This window comes from Mycoplasma todarodis, from assembly GCF_965212735.1.
In the GTDB taxonomy this organism is placed as follows: domain Bacteria; phylum Bacillota_I; class Bacilli_A; order Mycoplasmatales; family Metamycoplasmataceae; genus Mycoplasma_K; species Mycoplasma_K todarodis_A.
Map to the genome: position 1 here is coordinate 16,744 of NZ_CBDBYJ010000004.1, position 17,245 is coordinate 33,988.

17 protein-coding genes, 1 rRNA gene and 1 riboswitch are annotated in these 17,245 nt (G+C 30.4%); of the genes, 12 read left to right on the forward strand and 6 right to left on the reverse strand.

Annotation, left to right across the window (positions count from 1 at the left end; genetic code table 4):
* The first annotated feature begins 45 nt into the window (after nucleotides 1-45).
* The 9 genes from ACOMC1_RS03345 (at nucleotide 46) to ACOMC1_RS03385 (ending at nucleotide 8,718) form a co-directional block, all read left to right on the forward strand.
* Nucleotides 46-699 carry a hypothetical protein gene (locus tag ACOMC1_RS03345; RefSeq protein WP_420331229.1) on the forward strand — a complete coding sequence of 218 codons (654 nt, stop codon included), beginning with the start codon at nucleotides 46-48 and terminating at the stop codon, nucleotides 697-699.
* Nucleotides 699-1,520, forward strand: a complete 822-nt coding sequence (locus ACOMC1_RS03350; RefSeq protein WP_420331230.1) for an MSC_0882 family membrane protein — start codon at nucleotides 699-701, stop codon at nucleotides 1,518-1,520. The genes ACOMC1_RS03345 and ACOMC1_RS03350 overlap by 1 nt, the downstream gene beginning before the upstream one ends.
* 60 nt (nucleotides 1,521-1,580) lie before the next feature.
* Nucleotides 1,581-1,808, forward strand: coding sequence for a YneF family protein (locus tag ACOMC1_RS03355; RefSeq protein WP_420331231.1), 228 nt, complete (start codon nucleotides 1,581-1,583; stop codon nucleotides 1,806-1,808).
* A 78-nt stretch (nucleotides 1,809-1,886) separates the two neighbouring features.
* Nucleotides 1,887-3,008, forward strand: a complete 1,122-nt coding sequence (locus ACOMC1_RS03360) for an EamA family transporter (protein WP_420331232.1) — start codon at nucleotides 1,887-1,889, stop codon at nucleotides 3,006-3,008.
* A 44-nt stretch (nucleotides 3,009-3,052) separates the two neighbouring features.
* Nucleotides 3,053-3,158: ribosomal RNA gene (gene rrf / locus ACOMC1_RS03365) — 5S ribosomal RNA — on the forward strand.
* Nucleotides 3,159-3,346: 188 nt separating this feature from the next.
* Nucleotides 3,347-5,068, forward strand: coding sequence for a YhgE/Pip family protein (locus ACOMC1_RS03370; protein ID WP_420331233.1), 1,722 nt, complete (start codon nucleotides 3,347-3,349; stop codon nucleotides 5,066-5,068).
* Entirely contained in the window at nucleotides 5,068-6,390 is a 1,323-nt protein-coding gene (locus ACOMC1_RS03375) for a YhgE/Pip domain-containing protein (protein WP_420331234.1), read from the forward strand. Before ACOMC1_RS03370 ends, ACOMC1_RS03375 begins: the two co-directional genes overlap by 1 nt.
* Before the next feature lie 50 nt (nucleotides 6,391-6,440).
* Nucleotides 6,441-7,181, forward strand: a complete 741-nt coding sequence (locus tag ACOMC1_RS03380; RefSeq protein WP_420331235.1) for an ABC transporter ATP-binding protein — start codon at nucleotides 6,441-6,443, stop codon at nucleotides 7,179-7,181.
* Nucleotides 7,174-8,718 carry an ABC transporter permease gene (locus tag ACOMC1_RS03385; protein WP_420331236.1) on the forward strand — a complete coding sequence of 515 codons (1,545 nt, stop codon included), beginning with the start codon at nucleotides 7,174-7,176 and terminating at the stop codon, nucleotides 8,716-8,718. Before ACOMC1_RS03380 ends, ACOMC1_RS03385 begins: the two co-directional genes overlap by 8 nt.
* A 21-nt stretch (nucleotides 8,719-8,739) precedes the next feature.
* Here ACOMC1_RS03385 and ACOMC1_RS03390 read toward each other — a convergent pair whose 3' ends face one another.
* The 3 genes from ACOMC1_RS03390 to ACOMC1_RS03400 are packed head-to-tail and all read right to left on the reverse strand — an operon-like array spanning nucleotide 8,740 to nucleotide 11,372.
* Complete coding sequence (locus ACOMC1_RS03390) at nucleotides 8,740-9,936, reverse strand: hypothetical protein (protein ID WP_420331237.1); 1,197 nt, start codon at nucleotides 9,934-9,936, stop codon at nucleotides 8,740-8,742.
* A 12-nt stretch (nucleotides 9,937-9,948) separates the two neighbouring features.
* The gene (locus ACOMC1_RS03395) at nucleotides 9,949-11,004 is read right to left on the reverse strand and encodes an alkaline phosphatase family protein (RefSeq protein ID WP_420331238.1); all 1,056 of its coding nucleotides are present in this window, start codon (nucleotides 11,002-11,004) and stop codon (nucleotides 9,949-9,951) included.
* A 38-nt stretch (nucleotides 11,005-11,042) separates the two neighbouring features.
* Entirely contained in the window at nucleotides 11,043-11,372 is a 330-nt protein-coding gene (locus tag ACOMC1_RS03400; RefSeq protein ID WP_420331239.1) for a hypothetical protein, read from the reverse strand.
* A gap of 117 nt (nucleotides 11,373-11,489) precedes the next feature.
* Between ACOMC1_RS03400 and ACOMC1_RS03405 the strand changes: the two genes are divergently transcribed.
* Entirely contained in the window at nucleotides 11,490-12,293 is an 804-nt protein-coding gene (locus tag ACOMC1_RS03405) for an HAD family hydrolase (RefSeq protein WP_420331240.1), read from the forward strand.
* Between the two features lie 127 nt (nucleotides 12,294-12,420).
* Nucleotides 12,421-12,996 (forward strand): isochorismatase family protein, encoded by a 576-nt coding sequence (locus ACOMC1_RS03410; RefSeq protein WP_420331241.1) that lies wholly within the window; start codon nucleotides 12,421-12,423, stop codon nucleotides 12,994-12,996.
* A gap of 18 nt (nucleotides 12,997-13,014) precedes the next feature.
* On the opposite strand, the gene ACOMC1_RS03415 is transcribed toward ACOMC1_RS03410, so the two are convergent.
* The 3 genes from ACOMC1_RS03415 to ACOMC1_RS03425 all read right to left on the reverse strand — a co-directional run bounded on the left by ACOMC1_RS03415 (nucleotide 13,015) and on the right by ACOMC1_RS03425 (nucleotide 15,413).
* Complete coding sequence (locus ACOMC1_RS03415; RefSeq protein ID WP_420331242.1) at nucleotides 13,015-13,422, reverse strand: hypothetical protein; 408 nt, start codon at nucleotides 13,420-13,422, stop codon at nucleotides 13,015-13,017.
* A 73-nt stretch (nucleotides 13,423-13,495) separates the two neighbouring features.
* Nucleotides 13,496-14,539 (reverse strand): hypothetical protein, encoded by a 1,044-nt coding sequence (locus ACOMC1_RS03420; protein ID WP_420331243.1) that lies wholly within the window; start codon nucleotides 14,537-14,539, stop codon nucleotides 13,496-13,498.
* Complete coding sequence (locus ACOMC1_RS03425; protein ID WP_420331244.1) at nucleotides 14,529-15,413, reverse strand: ABC transporter ATP-binding protein; 885 nt, start codon at nucleotides 15,411-15,413, stop codon at nucleotides 14,529-14,531. The genes ACOMC1_RS03420 and ACOMC1_RS03425 overlap by 11 nt, the downstream gene beginning before the upstream one ends.
* Nucleotides 15,414-15,518: 105 nt before the next feature.
* A riboswitch (purine riboswitch) is annotated at nucleotides 15,519-15,617 on the forward strand.
* Between the two features lie 88 nt (nucleotides 15,618-15,705).
* Between ACOMC1_RS03425 and ACOMC1_RS03430 the strand changes: the two genes are divergently transcribed.
* On the forward strand, nucleotides 15,706-17,244 hold the full coding sequence (locus ACOMC1_RS03430; protein WP_420331245.1) for an NCS2 family permease: 1,539 nt from the start codon (nucleotides 15,706-15,708) through the stop codon (nucleotides 17,242-17,244).
* Nucleotide 17,245 lies beyond the last annotated feature (1 nt).

Sequence of the window (17,245 nt, forward strand, 5' to 3'; positions counted from 1 at the left end):
AGTAATAAATTAGTAAAAAAATAGTTTTTTGTGTATAATATTTATATGGAAAAAGGGAAATTTACTAATGATATTTATGTTCCAATAAAAAAACTAGAGCAAATGGACTCTAGTATTTCTACATACGTCAAAACTTATAGAACACAATTTACAAGCATCATTTCTTTTGATGACATGTTCGCCAAGATGGTTGAAACACCTGAATTGATTAAGAAAAGATATGCAAAAAACGTTGAAATATCAAATAAATTAGATATTGATGTTATTGATTATGATTACATAACAGAAATAGCTAAATTATTAGTAGCACAAAGAGAAACACCTATAAAAATTCCTGATGATAAAAAGAAATACATCTTAAGTGAGTTTAAAGAAGAAGGGAATGATCTTACATTAGTAACAAATTGGTTAATAAAAGAGATAGACAACTTCTTTGTTAAAGAAAAAGATGTAGATTTAAGAAGAATGATTCCTGAGCTTTCAAAAAAAGATGAATCATTTATTAAGAGTTACAACGAGAGAACAAAATCATATTCAATTGATGATTACATAAAGCATGTATCATGTTCATATGAAACAGCAAGGAGTTCGTTAGAAAGATTAACGGAGCTCGAATTATTTATTAAAGATAAGCAAGGAAAAAGGTTTGTATTTAAACCTACTGAAAAACTAGAAAATATTATGAAAGGAGGCATCTAATGGATTTAAGACCAATAAACAACAATGACACAATAACATTCGTAAATACCAGTACATTCACAAAGACTAATTTAAAAACTACAAAAATAGTAGCAGATCCAACTGGAGCGATTCCAAATGGTATATATGGAGTTATTAGGTGAGAAAAATTCAGACAAGTAATTACAATGATACTTTCAGGTGCCTTATTAATAGCGATGGCTATAATCATAACTCTTGGAGCAACAAAGTGAGACTTTGGACCATTAACATATGTAGCTCCTTCGGTTGCAGGGATCTTAGCTTTATTTAGATTTTCTATTTCAACAATGGAATTTATAAGTTTAAAAAAATCAGTTGCTAGATATCGTCAAGATATTCAAGTTGGATTAACATCAACACCACCATTTATTTCAAAAATGTATATTGGTATGCATAAGAAACAAGTGGCGCACAACTGAATAACATTCTCATTATTATTCTATGGAGGTTTATCTACAATAATTCTTTGATGATTAAAAGATGTAAGTTGATGAATATTTAAATTCGACGTTTGAATTCATAATTGAATGGGAAAACCTTCATTAATCGCAACACTTATGTCTATTGCGTTATTAGTGATTGCAATTGTTCACATCATATTTGCAATACAAAGAAAGAAACGTATCAATGATATGAATATGTATTTCGGTGCAGAATTAGCTCCTGAATCTCAAGTAGAAGAGATTAAGGCAATCAGAAATAAAGCATATAGAAGATTATTTATAATTTCAGTAATCGTTGTATTGGTTATTCCGATGGTTGTATTAGCTATATTAAAATTAATAAGAAGAAAGCGTTAGCGCTTTTTTTTGTATAATATTATTATTATCATTACATAATAAGATAAATAAGGAGCAAATATGTCATTAGGTTTAGCAATCGGTCTAATCATTGGACTATGTATAGTAGGGATATTAATTGGAGGAGGAATTGGTTTCTTTGTTACTAAGAAAATGTTTGAAAAACAACTTAGAGAAAATCCTCCTATTAACGAAAAAATGATTAGAGCAATGTTCTTACAAATGGGTAGAAAACCATCTGAAGCACAAATTAAATCAGTTATGCGTTCAATGCAAGCAGCAAAATAATAGCTAAGGCTATTTTTTTATATTCCTATATCCTTAATAATCCTTATAAAATGAGACCTATTTGTTATAATTCTCAATATGAAACAAAGATTAAATCCAAAAAACAGAAAACTCGGAATTTTTGCGGCTAGTGGAGTTGTATTAACACAAGGGTTCGAAGCTGTATTATTACCCTTATTGTTTTATGCAACATTCATGTTTGAAATCTCGAATAATAATGGTATTGCTTATTCTGCTGGGATCATGTCTTTGAAAGAATTATTTTCATTAATAATAGCTGTATTTTATTTAGGTCCAAAGATCATTAAACATTCTTTAAAATTAATGAGTCAAAAGAAAAATATTTGATTTGTTCTTTCTGGTACTTTTGGTACAGCAATGGGAAATATATTCTTTATTGTAGGTATTGTTATGGCTGGACCTTCATACGGAGTTATTTTAACTGCGTTCTATCCAATATTTGCTATTGGTTTAAATAAATTAGTTTATAAAGAAAATGATAACTGAGTGTCTAAGTTAGGAATGTTGATTTCAATACTTTCAGGAGCGTTATTTGTTATATTACCTGTTCTTATTAGTGGAGGAACAATAAGCGCTTGAACTATAGGTGGTATGTGTTGTGGTCTTCTTGCGGGATTCTTCTGAGCCTTAGAAGGATTCTTCTTAAGAATTGCTATGGATAAAAATCCTGAAGTTAAACAAAAAGAAGCAATCGCAATTAGAACTATAAGTGTAGCAATAACAACTTGAGTATTGATTGTCCCTATTTCTATTGGGGTTAATTATGCCATCACTGGTGATGTCTTCAATACTTATACAAAATTAATTGGTAGATTATTTTATGAAAAACAAGCTTGAATAGTGTGATTGGTATTATTCTTTGCGGGGTTAAATGTAATAATATTAAGAATTATGCATACTACTGCAATTAAGTACATTGGTCAAAAGCTTACGGCAATCATTGATACTAATAACTTCATTATTCCTTCTATATTTGCATTGGTATTACAATTCCTGCCTGGTAATCCTGGTTTAGAATTTACCAATTCATTACTTGCTTGGTATTTATGATTCTTATTACTTCCACTTTCGGTTGGTTTAACTCTTGTGCTTGTCTATCATGGGAAAAGCGAGATAAAACCAATTAAAGAGTTAATTAGAAAAACAAAGAATGAGGAAAATCCACCTCAAAACAAATAAAAGAAAAAAAGTTGAAAAAACCTTAAATATTTATGTATAATACTTTTGGTGATTATAGCAACGGGGCGCACCTGAATCCATTCCGAACTCAGCAGTTAAGCCCGTTAACGTCGACGATAGCCGTAAGGTGAAAATAGAAAGTCGCTTTTTTTTCGCCCTTTTTGACTTTCTATTACATTTTTTAAAATATTTTTTACAACTCAAAAAAACTAAAAAAGGTGTTATTCAAGTATTTTTTTAGTTTCAATATAATATTAGTTAACATTAGTTATCTAATTTTTATTTTTTTATCCCGAATAATGTTAAAATGTATTTATACAAAGTGAAGGGAGAAACTAATGTGAAAGAAATTAAAAGAAAATATTAAAGAATTTTTTCGTATTTTCAGATTAGAATTCAAAACAAACTTTGGTGGACATAGACTTAAAATGCTTAAATTCTTAGGTGTTTTAGTAGTCCCTTTCTTATATGGGTTTATTTATATCTTTGCAATGTGAAACCCAATTGCTAATACAAAGGCAAGTGATATGGCTATTATTGCTTCAGATAAAATGGCGGAAGATGATGCTGTTTATAAATCTTTAATGAAAAAGGTTGATCATTTAAATAAAACATCAAAATCTGCAACATTCCAAAAAAGAGTTGTTGCTGCAAATGATTTATATGCGCAAAATAAAGCGTACAAAGAAGAATTAGCGAAACATAATGTTTCTATTGTTTTACAACCTATTTATGAAAAAGATAACAATGGAAAAATTATTGATAAACAAAAACCACAAAACTTAACTGATTATATTGGTGGAATGTTTGCATACGCTTTAAATGATACAAATAAAATCCCAGGATCTTCTGTAGTCAAAACGTTGATCGAGTTATTGATAGCAAATAATCCATCTGGTAATACCCCTGTTGCGAAACTAACTACAGCAGCATTAGTTATCGATTCATTAAATAATGCATCTAAGCACTACACAGCACCATTTAAATTGTATTTCAACCATAAGAAGAATTTTGTTCTTGGATTTGGTGCAAATAATAAAATTTTAGGTGGGGAAACTATTATGAAAATTATGAAGTCAGCACTTTCTTCAAAAGAACCTGCTGATAAAGAGATGGTTAAAGCTATAGTAAACGCTACTATCGATAAATATGCTACATTAACAAAAGCTAGCAAAGCTTCTGTAACGAATGATGTTCAAAAAGCCGTTGCTATTGTTACTGGGGTTATCTCACAACACTTTGAACCATTTGATCCTAGAATTATTATTAATGATTTTGAGGGTAAGGGAGAAATTGAACAATATGGATTTGGTCTTGCGCCTCTATTTATATGTGTTGGTCTTTGAATAGGTGCTTTATCAACAACATTGATGGTAACACCAAAAGTTCACGAAAGAGGAACTTCAAAAATCAAAAATTTCTTTGCAAAATTAATGTTGATTTGAATAGCTAATACAATGCAAGTAACAATCTTATTAGGAGCATTGGTTGGAGTTGGATTCTCATCATTAGGAATGGGTATTCCATTATTCTTCTTAACAGGATATTTAGTGGCTATATCATTCTCTACAATGGTGTTCGCAATTAGATCTATGGTTCCTACAAAAATTACAGGAATCATATTAGTTACATTCTTCTTTGTATTCCAAGTAACTGCATCTGGTGGGTTATTCCCAATGTACACACAAAAAGGATTCTTTAAAATACTTCACCCAATAATGCCGTTTACATACTCAATAGATATGTTTAGACAAACATTAACAAATACAGTTGCAATTGATTGAGGAATGAACTTCTTAATGCTAATTATTTTAGCAATTCCATTTGCAATTGCTGGTCCATTAATATATGCTCGTAGAAAAAACAAATTAGAAAATTCAAATCCGAAAGCATTTACTAAAGAAGATGAGGAAAAACAAAAAGAAATATCTGAAATAGAATCTGCTTTATCTGATCGTGTTAAAGAATGAATTGATAAGCACAAAAAAGAACCTAAAGAACCAAAAAAAGAAAAAAAGAAAAAAACTCCTAAATTAAAGAAAACTAAGGAGGTGGAATAATGTGAAAATTAATCAGAGAAGATTTAAGAGAATTAACAAGTAATAGATGAAAAACATTTGGTATGTTCTTGCTTTTACTGCTTCCTGCTCTTTATGCAAGTATATTTATTTCCGCTTTCCAAAATCCGGTTCATAATTCTGATAATGCAAATATTAAAGTAGTCTCATTAGATAATAAAGACTTAAGTAATAAAGTTAAGAAATCAATGGTTGGAAAACACAAAATAGATCTTCATGTTGATGAATATAATATGACAATCAAAGATGCTTCTGATGTTTATAAAACAAGAGAAGCTGCAGAGAATGCTGTTAAAGAAGGAACTATTGATGGAGTATTCATAATTCCGAAAGGTTTTGACTCAGGAATGAGAATTGCCGCTCTTCAAGTAATTGAAAATGTGATGCTAAACAAAGCCAATGCATTTGAAAATGTGAAACTCCCAACAATTAATTTCTACACTTCTTATAAACGTAATTATGTTTCAGCTAGATTGCAAGGTATGCGTGCCGATATAGTTACTTTAAAAAGTCAGTTTGTTAGCGGAACTTTAAAACAAATAATAAAAGAGATATCACAACAAAAAGGAATTCCATTTGATGCTATATTAGCAGGAATAAATATTGAGGAAAAAATAAAAACATTCAAAGATGGATTCATACAATTTGAAACTATCGGAGGAAGAGAAATTAACGACTATGGAAATGCTCTATTTCCTTACTTCTTCTCTATCGCTCTTTGAGCTGGATGTTTAATGATGATATTCATGTATAAAAATAGACGTGTTGGACCAATTGCTCAAAAAGCAGGTACATTCAAAAACTATTTTGCAAAAACAATATTATGAGTTTCAACTGCAATGATACAGTCGCTATTGATGTCAACGTTATGTCTTGCGATTGGACTTAAAGTTGAAAGTCCTGGTTATTTAATAGGATATACATTATTCGTCGCAATAATCTTTGCACTTATTTGTCAAGGAATTTCTTCTATATTTAGAGTTGGAGAAGTCGGTTCATTTATGGTGTTGATTATTCTTATCATTCAATTATCCGTTTCTAGTGGTGTTTTCCCAGTTACAATGCAAGCGCCTGCTTGAGGTAAAATGGCCCCTCTGGTGCCGTTTACATACACAATAGCGTCGTTTAGAGAGTTATTCGTAGATACAGACAATGCCGTTGTATGATTACACCAATGACCAATATTCATTTATCTTGGATTTATTCCATTATCATTAACAGTAAATTACTTTGCTGATAAGAAAAGATTTAAAAAATATGGACATTACACATCTCATGATCCAGATGTTCATGACGAACATTAATAGAAAATATAATTTATACCCTTTCGGGGTATTTTTTATATAATTGTTTTATGTCTACAACCTCAGAAAATATTATCGAAGTAAAAGGTCTTACAAAAACCTTTAAAAAGTCAACTGCGGTTGATGATATTTCTTTCGTTGTTAAAAGGGGTTCATTCCATGGATTTCTTGGTGCAAATGGCGCAGGAAAAACAACAACAATTAAAATGATTGTTGGAGCTTACAATCAATTCAAAGGTGAAATATCTATTAATGGGTTTTCTTCTAAAACAAAAGAATCAAAAAACTTAATTGGATATGTACCTGAGCGTCCGATATTCCCTGTGAATCAAAGTGTCGTTACTTACTTAACTTATATGGGTAATTTATCAGGAATGAAATTAAAAGATTCTAAAAAAAGAGTTTTGGAATTATTAAGTAAATACAAAGTTGAAGACTTAGCTAAGAAAAACCCTAATAAATTATCTTCAGGTCAAAAGAAAAAAATTCTTTTAATTCAAGCTTTATTGAATTCTCCAAAATTAATAATCATGGATGAACCAGCATCAAATTTAGATCCCATTGCAAGGGCAAACCTTTTTAAGGATTTAAAAGAATTAAATAAAGAAGGTGTTACTGTATTCATAACTTCTCATATATTAGCTGAACTTGATGGTTTTATAGTTGATGCAACTGTATTGTCAAAAGGTAAAATTATTTTTTCAGGAAAAGTTGATGACTTTAAAAAAGGTGATACATTAGTTGATGCATTTTTAAAGAGTGTTGAACAAGAGGAGGTGTCTAATGTTTAATCTTGTTAGATATACACTTCGTAATGAGTTTTTAAGATTGGGTACATATGTTGTTCCTGCTCTTGGGATAATAATTTATTCAATACTTACATATGCGCAAGTATTTGGTTCATTTGCTCAAAAAGATATTTCATTTATCAAGAGTGGTAATGAATATTCTTTCATAACAGTTTTTGCCATTTCAGTCATTTTTATTGCATTGAAAGTAATTAATATATTCAGACAGCCAAAGGACACGGGTTTAGATATTATTTATGCTTCTAAACCAATTTCCCAAAGAACAATTACATTTTCAAAATTTATTTCAGTTTGAATATTGATAATGTATTTCTCTTTAATATTTTTAATAGTAACATCTTTTGTTTCTATGATCGATTCCCACTCTACATCTGAATTAATTTGAAACTACAGTATTTCAATATTTATTGGTAATATAACAATTATGTTTGCTATATCGTCGATATTTATTATTCTTTCAACGATTTTATCTCAAAAAATAATATTATTATTTGCAGCTATAACATCAGTATTTGTGCCATCATTTTCTATCGTACTTTCACAAACAATCAAACCTCATATGCCTTCTGCTCATTTACTACCCGCATATATAAAAGCTGGTAAAAACCTTGAAGATGTATCCAAGTCTAAAATCGAGATATATCCAAGCAGCAAAAATACAATTTTTATAAATAGGCAATCTCTATTTGTTCCAAATTTCAAAATGAAATATGATGAATATAAAAGGAATGGTGCATATAAGGTTTTGGCGTATTTCGATCCTTGATACCAATTTTCAAGTTTATATAATGTAACTTATGAATCTAAATTTGCAAATGATGGTAAGAAATGAATTGAGAAAAGTGTGATATATCATAGAACTTCCGATGAATTCACCATTACTATTAATGGAGAAACATATACACCTCTTCTTTCAAAAAGTTTCAAAGGTGAGATGTTGGAAATTAACGCTTCTTCAACTAATGGTATTAAAAATATAGATCCTAGAAGTTCAAGTAATTCACTTAAGTACTTGAATGAAGTTAAAAAGATATCTACAAAATTTAATGATTGAAGTTTTGTTAAGCAAATGTTATTTGTGGCCGCTACAAAGGAGCATTCAACAGATAAAGATGTTGTAGCCTTAAATAAATTAATAACATCAGTAACAAATGTTATAGATAAGCTTTCTGATAAGGAGGCTAATCTTCAATATGAAAGAGGTTTATTAACTAATGATAAAAAAGAACTTATTGCCGACTTTAAAATTGACGGATTTACATTAATGAGTTGATCTCTGATGGTTAACAATAAAGAAATCAATAATTTGACACAATTAACATTGCCAAAGACACATGGATTTATAGATAGATTTGGTAGTTCTTATGATTTAACCTTAATAAAAGAAGGAGAAAGCATTCCAGTTATAATACCTGTGGAATACATCAATAAAAAAGGGACTTACACTTTGTGAGCGATATTGACATTATTGATGATAGGAGCTTCTGTATTTATAATTACCAGAAGAGATTCACATTAAAAAATAATAGACTATGGTCTATTATTTTCATTTACCTGTTTTTAGGACTCACCTAACTAAAATATGATCTAAATCCTTAACTTTCTTTTCAAAAGTATCACCTTTTGGATTGCTCTCACTTATAGAATTATTATCTGTAGTATTTTTAGCTCAATCAATAACCATAGGCATGGTTTTAACCCCATTAGCAACTTGAGAGAAAAGAGTTAATAAACTTGGGAACATATTGATAACGTCAGCGGGCAAATTACCCACAAGACCAGCAATATCATCTTTATCTGCATTTGTAGGCATATCATTACTATAATCAGCAAATAGCTTATGCAAGTTTCCAATGTTTATTTTACCTGCGTTTTTAGCGATATCTACCGCTAAGTCCACTCAACTGTTTTCGTATCTTCCTCTTTTAGAAACATTACCAAAAGCATAGATTAATTCTTTTAACATATCATTTCTATCTAAAGCTACAGCACTTTTCTTACCGTTGTATGTACCGATTATGGTTAATCTACCTCCATAAGTCTCATTGTACAAATCAATCAGTTCATTTTTTAAATCTTGAGGAGTCATCATGGAAACTTTTTTTTCAAAATCCAAATGAGTTTTATCATTTAAAGCATTTATTATACTTTTGATTGAACTAAAAGAATCACCATTCAATATTATGTCTTTAGTTATTGGGAAACCATCTACCAAATACTCTGCAATCGCTTGTTTGCCATCGATCTCTATTGTAGTTCTTACTGCTAATGTCCCATTGGTATCATCTTCAGTACCTTCTATTAATGAAATTTTTAATGTTCCGTTTTTAGATTTGACAAACTCTTGTAAATCTGTCATACCGAATTTTTTCGGATCTAAATCATTTATATCCTTAACGCCGTCGGTATTTGGAAGTATTGTTTTCGGCGATCTTTGAAATACACCATCTGGATTTCATACAAAATCACTATCAACATAAAATTTATCGTATTTTTGTGCCTTTAATTCTTTGATTAATGATGAATCTCCTTTTGGTGCTGCTAATTTATAAGAAATTTTTTCATTTGTTTTAGTTAAATCTTCGTCAATCATTTTATGGGAAACTCCATCTCACTCATAACCCCCATCTTTTAGTCCAATGGTTTCACTTTTACCACATGAAACAACCCCTATCAAAGGTATAGAAACAAGGGAAAGTGTTCCAAATCCTAATGCTAATTTATGCTTTGTTTTCATACATCCTCCTTATTACTTTAAATTAAGAATAGTTCCTTCTCAATCTTTGTATTGTTTTAAACCTAATGTTTTTGCTAATGTTGGAGTAACATCTAAATTAGAAATGTTTCCTAAATTATTTGCTTCCTTTTGATTCCTATTGTGAATAATGATAGGAACTGTTCTTTCGTCTGGAGTATTGCCTCCATGTTTTTTATCGTTCAACACACCTCCATGATCAGCAGTCAATACAAAGATGGTGTTTTCGAAGTTATCATATCCCCTGATTTCTTTCATTAATTCCCCTATATATACGTCTATTTGATTCATATAAGATATATACTCATTTGAGCCTCAACCGAATGCATGCCCTCTAATGTCCAAACCGGTTATGTAAGAGAAAATGAATTCAGAACTTTGAGAGGTTAGGGTTTTAGTTGCTTCGTGAATTGAATTGACATCTGTTAAACCAGAAAGAATATAACCAATTCTAGAACTACTACTTATGTTCCCTTTATTTTCTAGTTCTCTTTTCAATTGATCTCTAGCTTTTGGGTCAGTGTTGTCGCTTTCGCCTGCAAAATACAATTCAACAGCATCCTTATTAACTATATTCTTGATATTAAAATCTTTTGTGAGTGGATAAATGAATTTACTTCTTAAGGTAGTTTGTTCTTTTATAGCATCAAATATAGAAAATGCAACGCCCTTTCCATTGTTGTTTCATTTGGTTGGTTTTTTTATTAATTTTGATTGAAAAATAGAACCTGGATTTCCTTCTATACCAGTTTTATCAGGTTTCATAGAAGTGAATAAAGCGCTTCAATTTGGGTAAGTTTTAGAAGGCATTATATCTTGAGCGTCCATAGAATAATTAGAGTTAGTCAATAATTTTGAGATATTTGGTGTTGGGTGTTTTTTTCAAACGTTTGCTGAAAATCCATCTACTCCAATTCAGATAACTCTGGTCTTACTATCTTTCTTTTGTGTGTGAAGATTATTACCACAAGCAACAGCAGTCATAGCTATCACAGGAGATAAAGAAAGTAATGAAGTTGCGAATATTTTTTTACCAAGTTTAAATTTCATATTAGTATTTTACATTAAAAAAACAGCAATGCTGTCTATTACAATCATATAAATATTATTAAAGGCAAAACTATTGCAACGATAACTGAATGAATTCAGATAAAAGCTTTGTAATTCAGTCAACCAGTTTCAGAATAAATTAAGTGAGCAATGGAATTAATACCTGGCGAAATAACGATTCCATAGATTAATCATCAGTTGTATTCGCTGGGTTTAGCAAAGAATGCACCACCTCAAATAGCTCATCTTATCGAAAGGAAAAAAGTCGTATAAAGTGCAATAGCTAAGTAATAACCAATAGTAACTAAACTTATACGGATTAAATCTTTTCAATTAAATCTATGTCTTTTTTTATAAACGGGTCTCATAATATAAATATTATAGTTGAAAAAATTAACTAGGTATTGAATTATTGACACTTTTTCATTGGTTGTAAAACTATACAATTAAGTCTGTCTTCCATCTTTTTATTCTATAATTATTTTATGTCATTAATTTTTTCAGATATAGATGGGACAATTTACGGTCCTGAACACAAAATACACCCAGGTTTAAAACCTGCGATCAAAGAAGCTAAAAAGGCCTCTGTTATGTTTAATATAGCTACCGGTAACGGTGCTTTCAAAGCAATAAGAGACTTAGCTACTGATTTAGGTGCTAAATACTTAATCAATTCAAATGGAGCAGGAATTGTAGATTTAGTATCAGGAGAATATATTTATAAAAATATGTTGTCTAAAGATTTAACTAACCAAGCATTACAAATGGCTAACGAACTTAAAGTTCATGCCAATTGATGAAATGATAAAAACATTTATTGTAATAAGTATGTTTCAGAAGAAGCAAAAATACTAATTCAAAAAGCTATGGCTTCAATGGGTCCTGAGATTGTTATTTCAGAAGAAGTTGTAGATGATATGTTTAAAATCGAGTTTTACGATTATGATACAAAAAAAATAGATGAGTTGGAAGTAAGGTTAAAAGAAATAGGTTTAACAGTTGCAAGGATGAAACCTATTCACATAGAGGTAACAATGCCAAACGTTTCAAAAGCGCATGCAATTGAAATTATATGCGACACTCATAATGTTGCAATTGATGATGTTATGTCAATTGGAGATTCAGCCAATGATGAAACAATGTTAAAGATTGCTGGTTACTCTTATGCAATGGCTAATGCACCTAAATTAGTTAAAACATGAGCTAAATATCATACGTCAGCATACAACCAAAATGGAGTTGGTATGGCGATTATGGATTACCTACATAGGGCAAAAAAAGACAGGTAGTCTGTTTTTTTATTCAAAATATAGAGCAATAAGTGAATTTTTACTACTTTTTTATTTTTAATGTATAATTTTTTAGGTTAGTTTTTATAGTTGACTATAATTACTTTAACAAATAAGGAGCCAAGACATGAAAAAGTGTTTATTAATCGTTGATATGCAAAACGATTTCTCAGAAGAGGGAGCATTGCCAGTTGCTGGTTTTTCGGAACTAATACAAGGTATAAATAAAAAAATAGAAGAATATAAAAATAAGGAACAATTAGTAGTACTTACAAAAGATTGACACCCTGAAAACCACATATCTTTTGTAGGTTCAACATGAGATCAATCTCTACAAACCGAACTTTGACCAAAGCATTGTGTCCAAGATTCATTTGGAGCTATGGTTGATAAAAGAATTCAACTTAATAAAGTTGATTATATTGTTCATAAAGGTGATGACCAAATGATTGATTCTTATTCTGTATTCCAAGATGCCAATAAAAATTGAAATGATGAAATAAAAAGAATTTTAAAAAGAGAACAAGTTGAAGAATTAGAGATAGTAGGAGTTGCTGGAGAGTTTTGTGTAAAATACACAGCTATTGACGCTATTGAATTAGGATATAAGGTTTTTGCTAACCAACAACTAACTAAATATATAGATCAAAGTAAAAAAGAAGCAATCTTAAAAGAATTCGACGAAAAACAAATTAAATATTAAAAACCACCATTGGTGGTTTTATTTTTCTTCTAATGTTGTTTCTTTAGCGTTTGTTTCTTTGATATCAGCTTTAATTCCTTCACTGACTTTAGACATGAAGTCATCTTGAGTTGTCATTTTACCCATTGGTTGTCAACCCTTTCCGTAGTTAATTCTTGTTTTATATGTAAAGATATTAACAAGAGTATAGACGTTCTTAGGTCCCATAGGTGTTTCGAAGGTATATGTTGTACCTCAATAACCTATTGCTATAGCAACTGCGAAAATAACGTTGTAAATGAATTTTTCGATTGCTCCTGACTTTCAAAATGAAAATACAAATCCTATTGCAAGAAATAGTAATCTTATTGGTGAAATGATTAAAAGTATTAATCACGCAAAAAGACCTAAAACAATTCTTACGAATATATTATTTATTGTTTTCATAATTCTCCTTATATGCGAATTAATTATATAGTAGATACCGAAGTAAACAAAAAAAGAAAAGAACCAAAGGTTCTTAACTACATAGGTAATCTTTTACAGATGCTGTTAGTTTTTTTCAAACTAATGCAACTGCTATTAATGCATATACAACAAATGGAACTATAGTTCATAGAGGTAAAGAACCATAAAGAACTAAAGGTAATACAACAATATTTATTATTGGTATGAATGCAAATACATATTTATTATTGATTATCACGTCAGTAGTTTCTGGTTTTACACCAAATACAATTGAAAGGACAATGTATAAGAAAGCTGTTGATAATAGTCATCCTGCTAAAACAACACCTTTTATTGTTTTAGATTGAATTCTAGAACTGATTAATCTAATACCAATTTGTATAAAGAAGTAAAATACTGTCATCGCTATTAATTGAACTCCAAGTTGCTTAAATAGATCACTGCTTATTTGACCTTTACCTGCTGTTGAAACCAATAACATTCCCATCCCGTCAGCTACCACAACAATAAACAAGAACATTATTGTTTCTGAAAATACTTTTCAAAATAGAATTGAATGTTTTGAGAAGTTCATATACATAACTCTATTTCTATCCATCATGTTTTTATCTTTTAAAGCTGAGAATATACCTCACCCTAAAGCATATAAAATTGCTGTTGAGAATATTTGTGCTAAAGCTGAAAATGATAAACTAGATATTGTCATTCGTTCTAGTGTTGCTTCTGTAAGTCCGTAATTTTGTGCTATTCCTGCTATAACTTTATGCCTAGGGTCGTTTAAATATGCGATTAAAGCATCGATTTTTGTATCGTTGAAAACGCCAGTTGTAAGTAAGTCATGAAGTTTTTGGTCTTTTATGGCGCTTGTTGGTATTTTTGCAAGGAGTATGCTTCCTTGTCTCATTTGTTTTTCCTCTATATTATTAGTTGTTACCATTATGATTGGTCCTAATAATATAATTACAACTAGAACAGCTGCCACTAATAATTTTCCTATACTGAATTGTGATTTAAAAGAAGCGTTTGCAACCTTGAGATTTCTAATATATTCTTTATCTTGGTTGCTTCTTGTTGCTGGAGCTTGTTTATTTTTCATCTTGTTCTCCATATCCTAAGAATACTGATTCAGCAATATTTTTTTCTTTAATTGTTGAATATATATAATTCTTATCCTTTATAAGTTCTTTTGTTAAATCTTTGTAAAATTCAATACCTTTTATTTCAATTACATTAGCCTCTTCATGTTTATGTGTGAAATTAACATATTTTAATTTCTTGATCGCTGAAATATCTACCTTGTCATTCACCTCTACTAAGACAGCCTTTTGTTCTACTTTCTTAGAGTCAATTATTACACCATCTTTGATAACGTAAAATTCTTCACACATTTCTTGAACAACTTCCATTCTGTGAGAAGTGATGATTATTGTAACATCCTCTAATCCCATGTATAAGTGTGCAATCTTTTGTACCATTAAAGGATCTAAACCATCAAATGGTTCATCTAAAATAATATATTTTGCATTCGGATTCAAGAATGAAGCTATAACTTTAATCTTTTGTTGATTACCTTTTGAAAGAGATTTAATAGGTTTATTTAAATTTTGTGAGAAATCCATTTGAGCTGCTAGTTCAGTTATTTGTTCAATAGCAGTTTTCTTAGGTACAAAATAAAGACTGGCAATTTGTAAAAGATAATTTTTAACTATAGTAGCATTTTTAGTTTCACTACCTGCTCCTAGGAATGTGAATTTCCTTAAATCTTTTCTTGTTATTGGTTTCCCGTCCAGTAAAACTTCACCTTCATGTTTTTCTATGAATTTTAATATCACATTATATAGAGTTGTTTTTCCAGAACCATTAAACCCAATCAAACCGGTTATTTGACCTTGTTTAAATTCAATTGAAACATCATCTAATGCTTTATTTTCACCGAATATTTTGGTTACATTTTTAATACTTATTGGCATAGTGCCTCCTATACTTTAATTTTACACAATTAAGTAGATAAAACAATTCAAATGGAGTTTAAATGAATGTTATAAAAAAATTGGATTAATAAAAAAATCTAGGTGCTATAATGATTTTGACATCTTTATATAAGCCTGTAATTTGGTCAGGCGTCTCTACCTTTGGACCTATATCTAAAGACTATAAAGATAGTGAAAGTCTTATTTTGGACTCACTCTCTTTAGGGACGCGCGCTTATTAAGTGTGCGTTTTTCACATAAATTTGTCGAATCTATTCGAAAGGAAACACAAATGAATAAATTGAGAAAATATTTTGAGTTTGACTCCAGAAAAGCAATACTCAAAAAAGAAATAATCGGTGGTATTTCGACATTCGTTGCAATGGCTTATATACTAGCGGTTAATCCATCATTACTTTCAAGTGCTAAATGAAGTGGAGATGCTTCTAAATCACAGATTATGGGTGGATTATTCTTGGCAACAGCTATTTCAGCATTCTTTGCCACAATGGTTATGGGATTATATGCAAATATCCCCCTTGGACTTGCTCCAGGTATGGGGGTTAATGCATTCTTCGCATTTACCGTAGCTTCATCACAAGGAGGAATGGGTCTTACAGCACAAGAAGCACTTGCTGCAACATTCTTCTCGGGTTTACTATATTTCATAATTGCTATGTCACCATTTAGACGTAAAATTATGCAATTGATTCCAAAAAACCTTAAGCTATCATTAGCTATAGGAGTAGGATTCTTCCTTGCAATCATCGGATTAAATGATGCGGGTATTATTAGAACCGATGCATTCACTCCAGCAAAAGGGGTTGTTGTATCTAATACTATTGTTAAGATGGGGGATTTCTCAAATCCATTCGTCATTTTATCAGTATGTACATTATTCTTAATGATTATATTTAAAGTTGCAAAAGTTCCCGCTGGAATGTTACTTGCAATGGTAATAGCGGCCATTACATTTGCAATTATGACAAATACAATGTCAAACAATAAATTACACATTAACCACAAAGATTGAGGTGGATTAATTAGACCTTATGGTGATTTAAAAGGAATTAAGCATGTTGCTGGTTCTGGATTCTCATCAATGGGTAGTGCATTAGGTAAGCCAATGACTTATGTTGCTATATTAACATTCCTATATCAAGACTTCTTTGATACAACAGGAACACTAAACGCATTCGGTAAAATTATGGACTTACCAGAACCAGGAACTAAAAAAGCAAAATGATTTAGACGTGCTAATCATGTAGATGCCGTTGGTACAGTTGTTGGATCAGCGATGGGTACTTCAACAGTTACTTCTTACTTAGAGTCATCAGTTGGTATTTCTTCAGGTGCAAAAACTGGGGTTGCTTCAATAGTTACGGGATCACTATTCTTAATTGCTATTGCTGCTTGACCAATAATGGGTGTATTCTTACCTGTAAGTGTAACCAATACAGCTTCTGGTTTAATCTTCCCTGTTACAGCTCCTGCTCTTGTTATTGTAGGTATGCTGATGTTCGGAAGTGTTAAACACTTTAATTGAAAACGTAAATTAGATGTTATTCCGTTATTTATTGGATTAATGATGACAATGCTAGGATATTCAATTTCATTAGGTATGGCATTTGCATTCGTTACACATTCAATCGTTTACCTTACAATTGCTCTTAAACAAGCTATTTGAAACAAAAGAGGAAAAACACTTTCAAACCATGTAACTGAAGGTGAATTGAAGGAAAACTTATTTAAAACGGAGATAAATTGAATGGTGCTATCACTTTCTGTGCTTGCCTTGGTATATATTGCAACTATTCCTTTATATGCTTAAT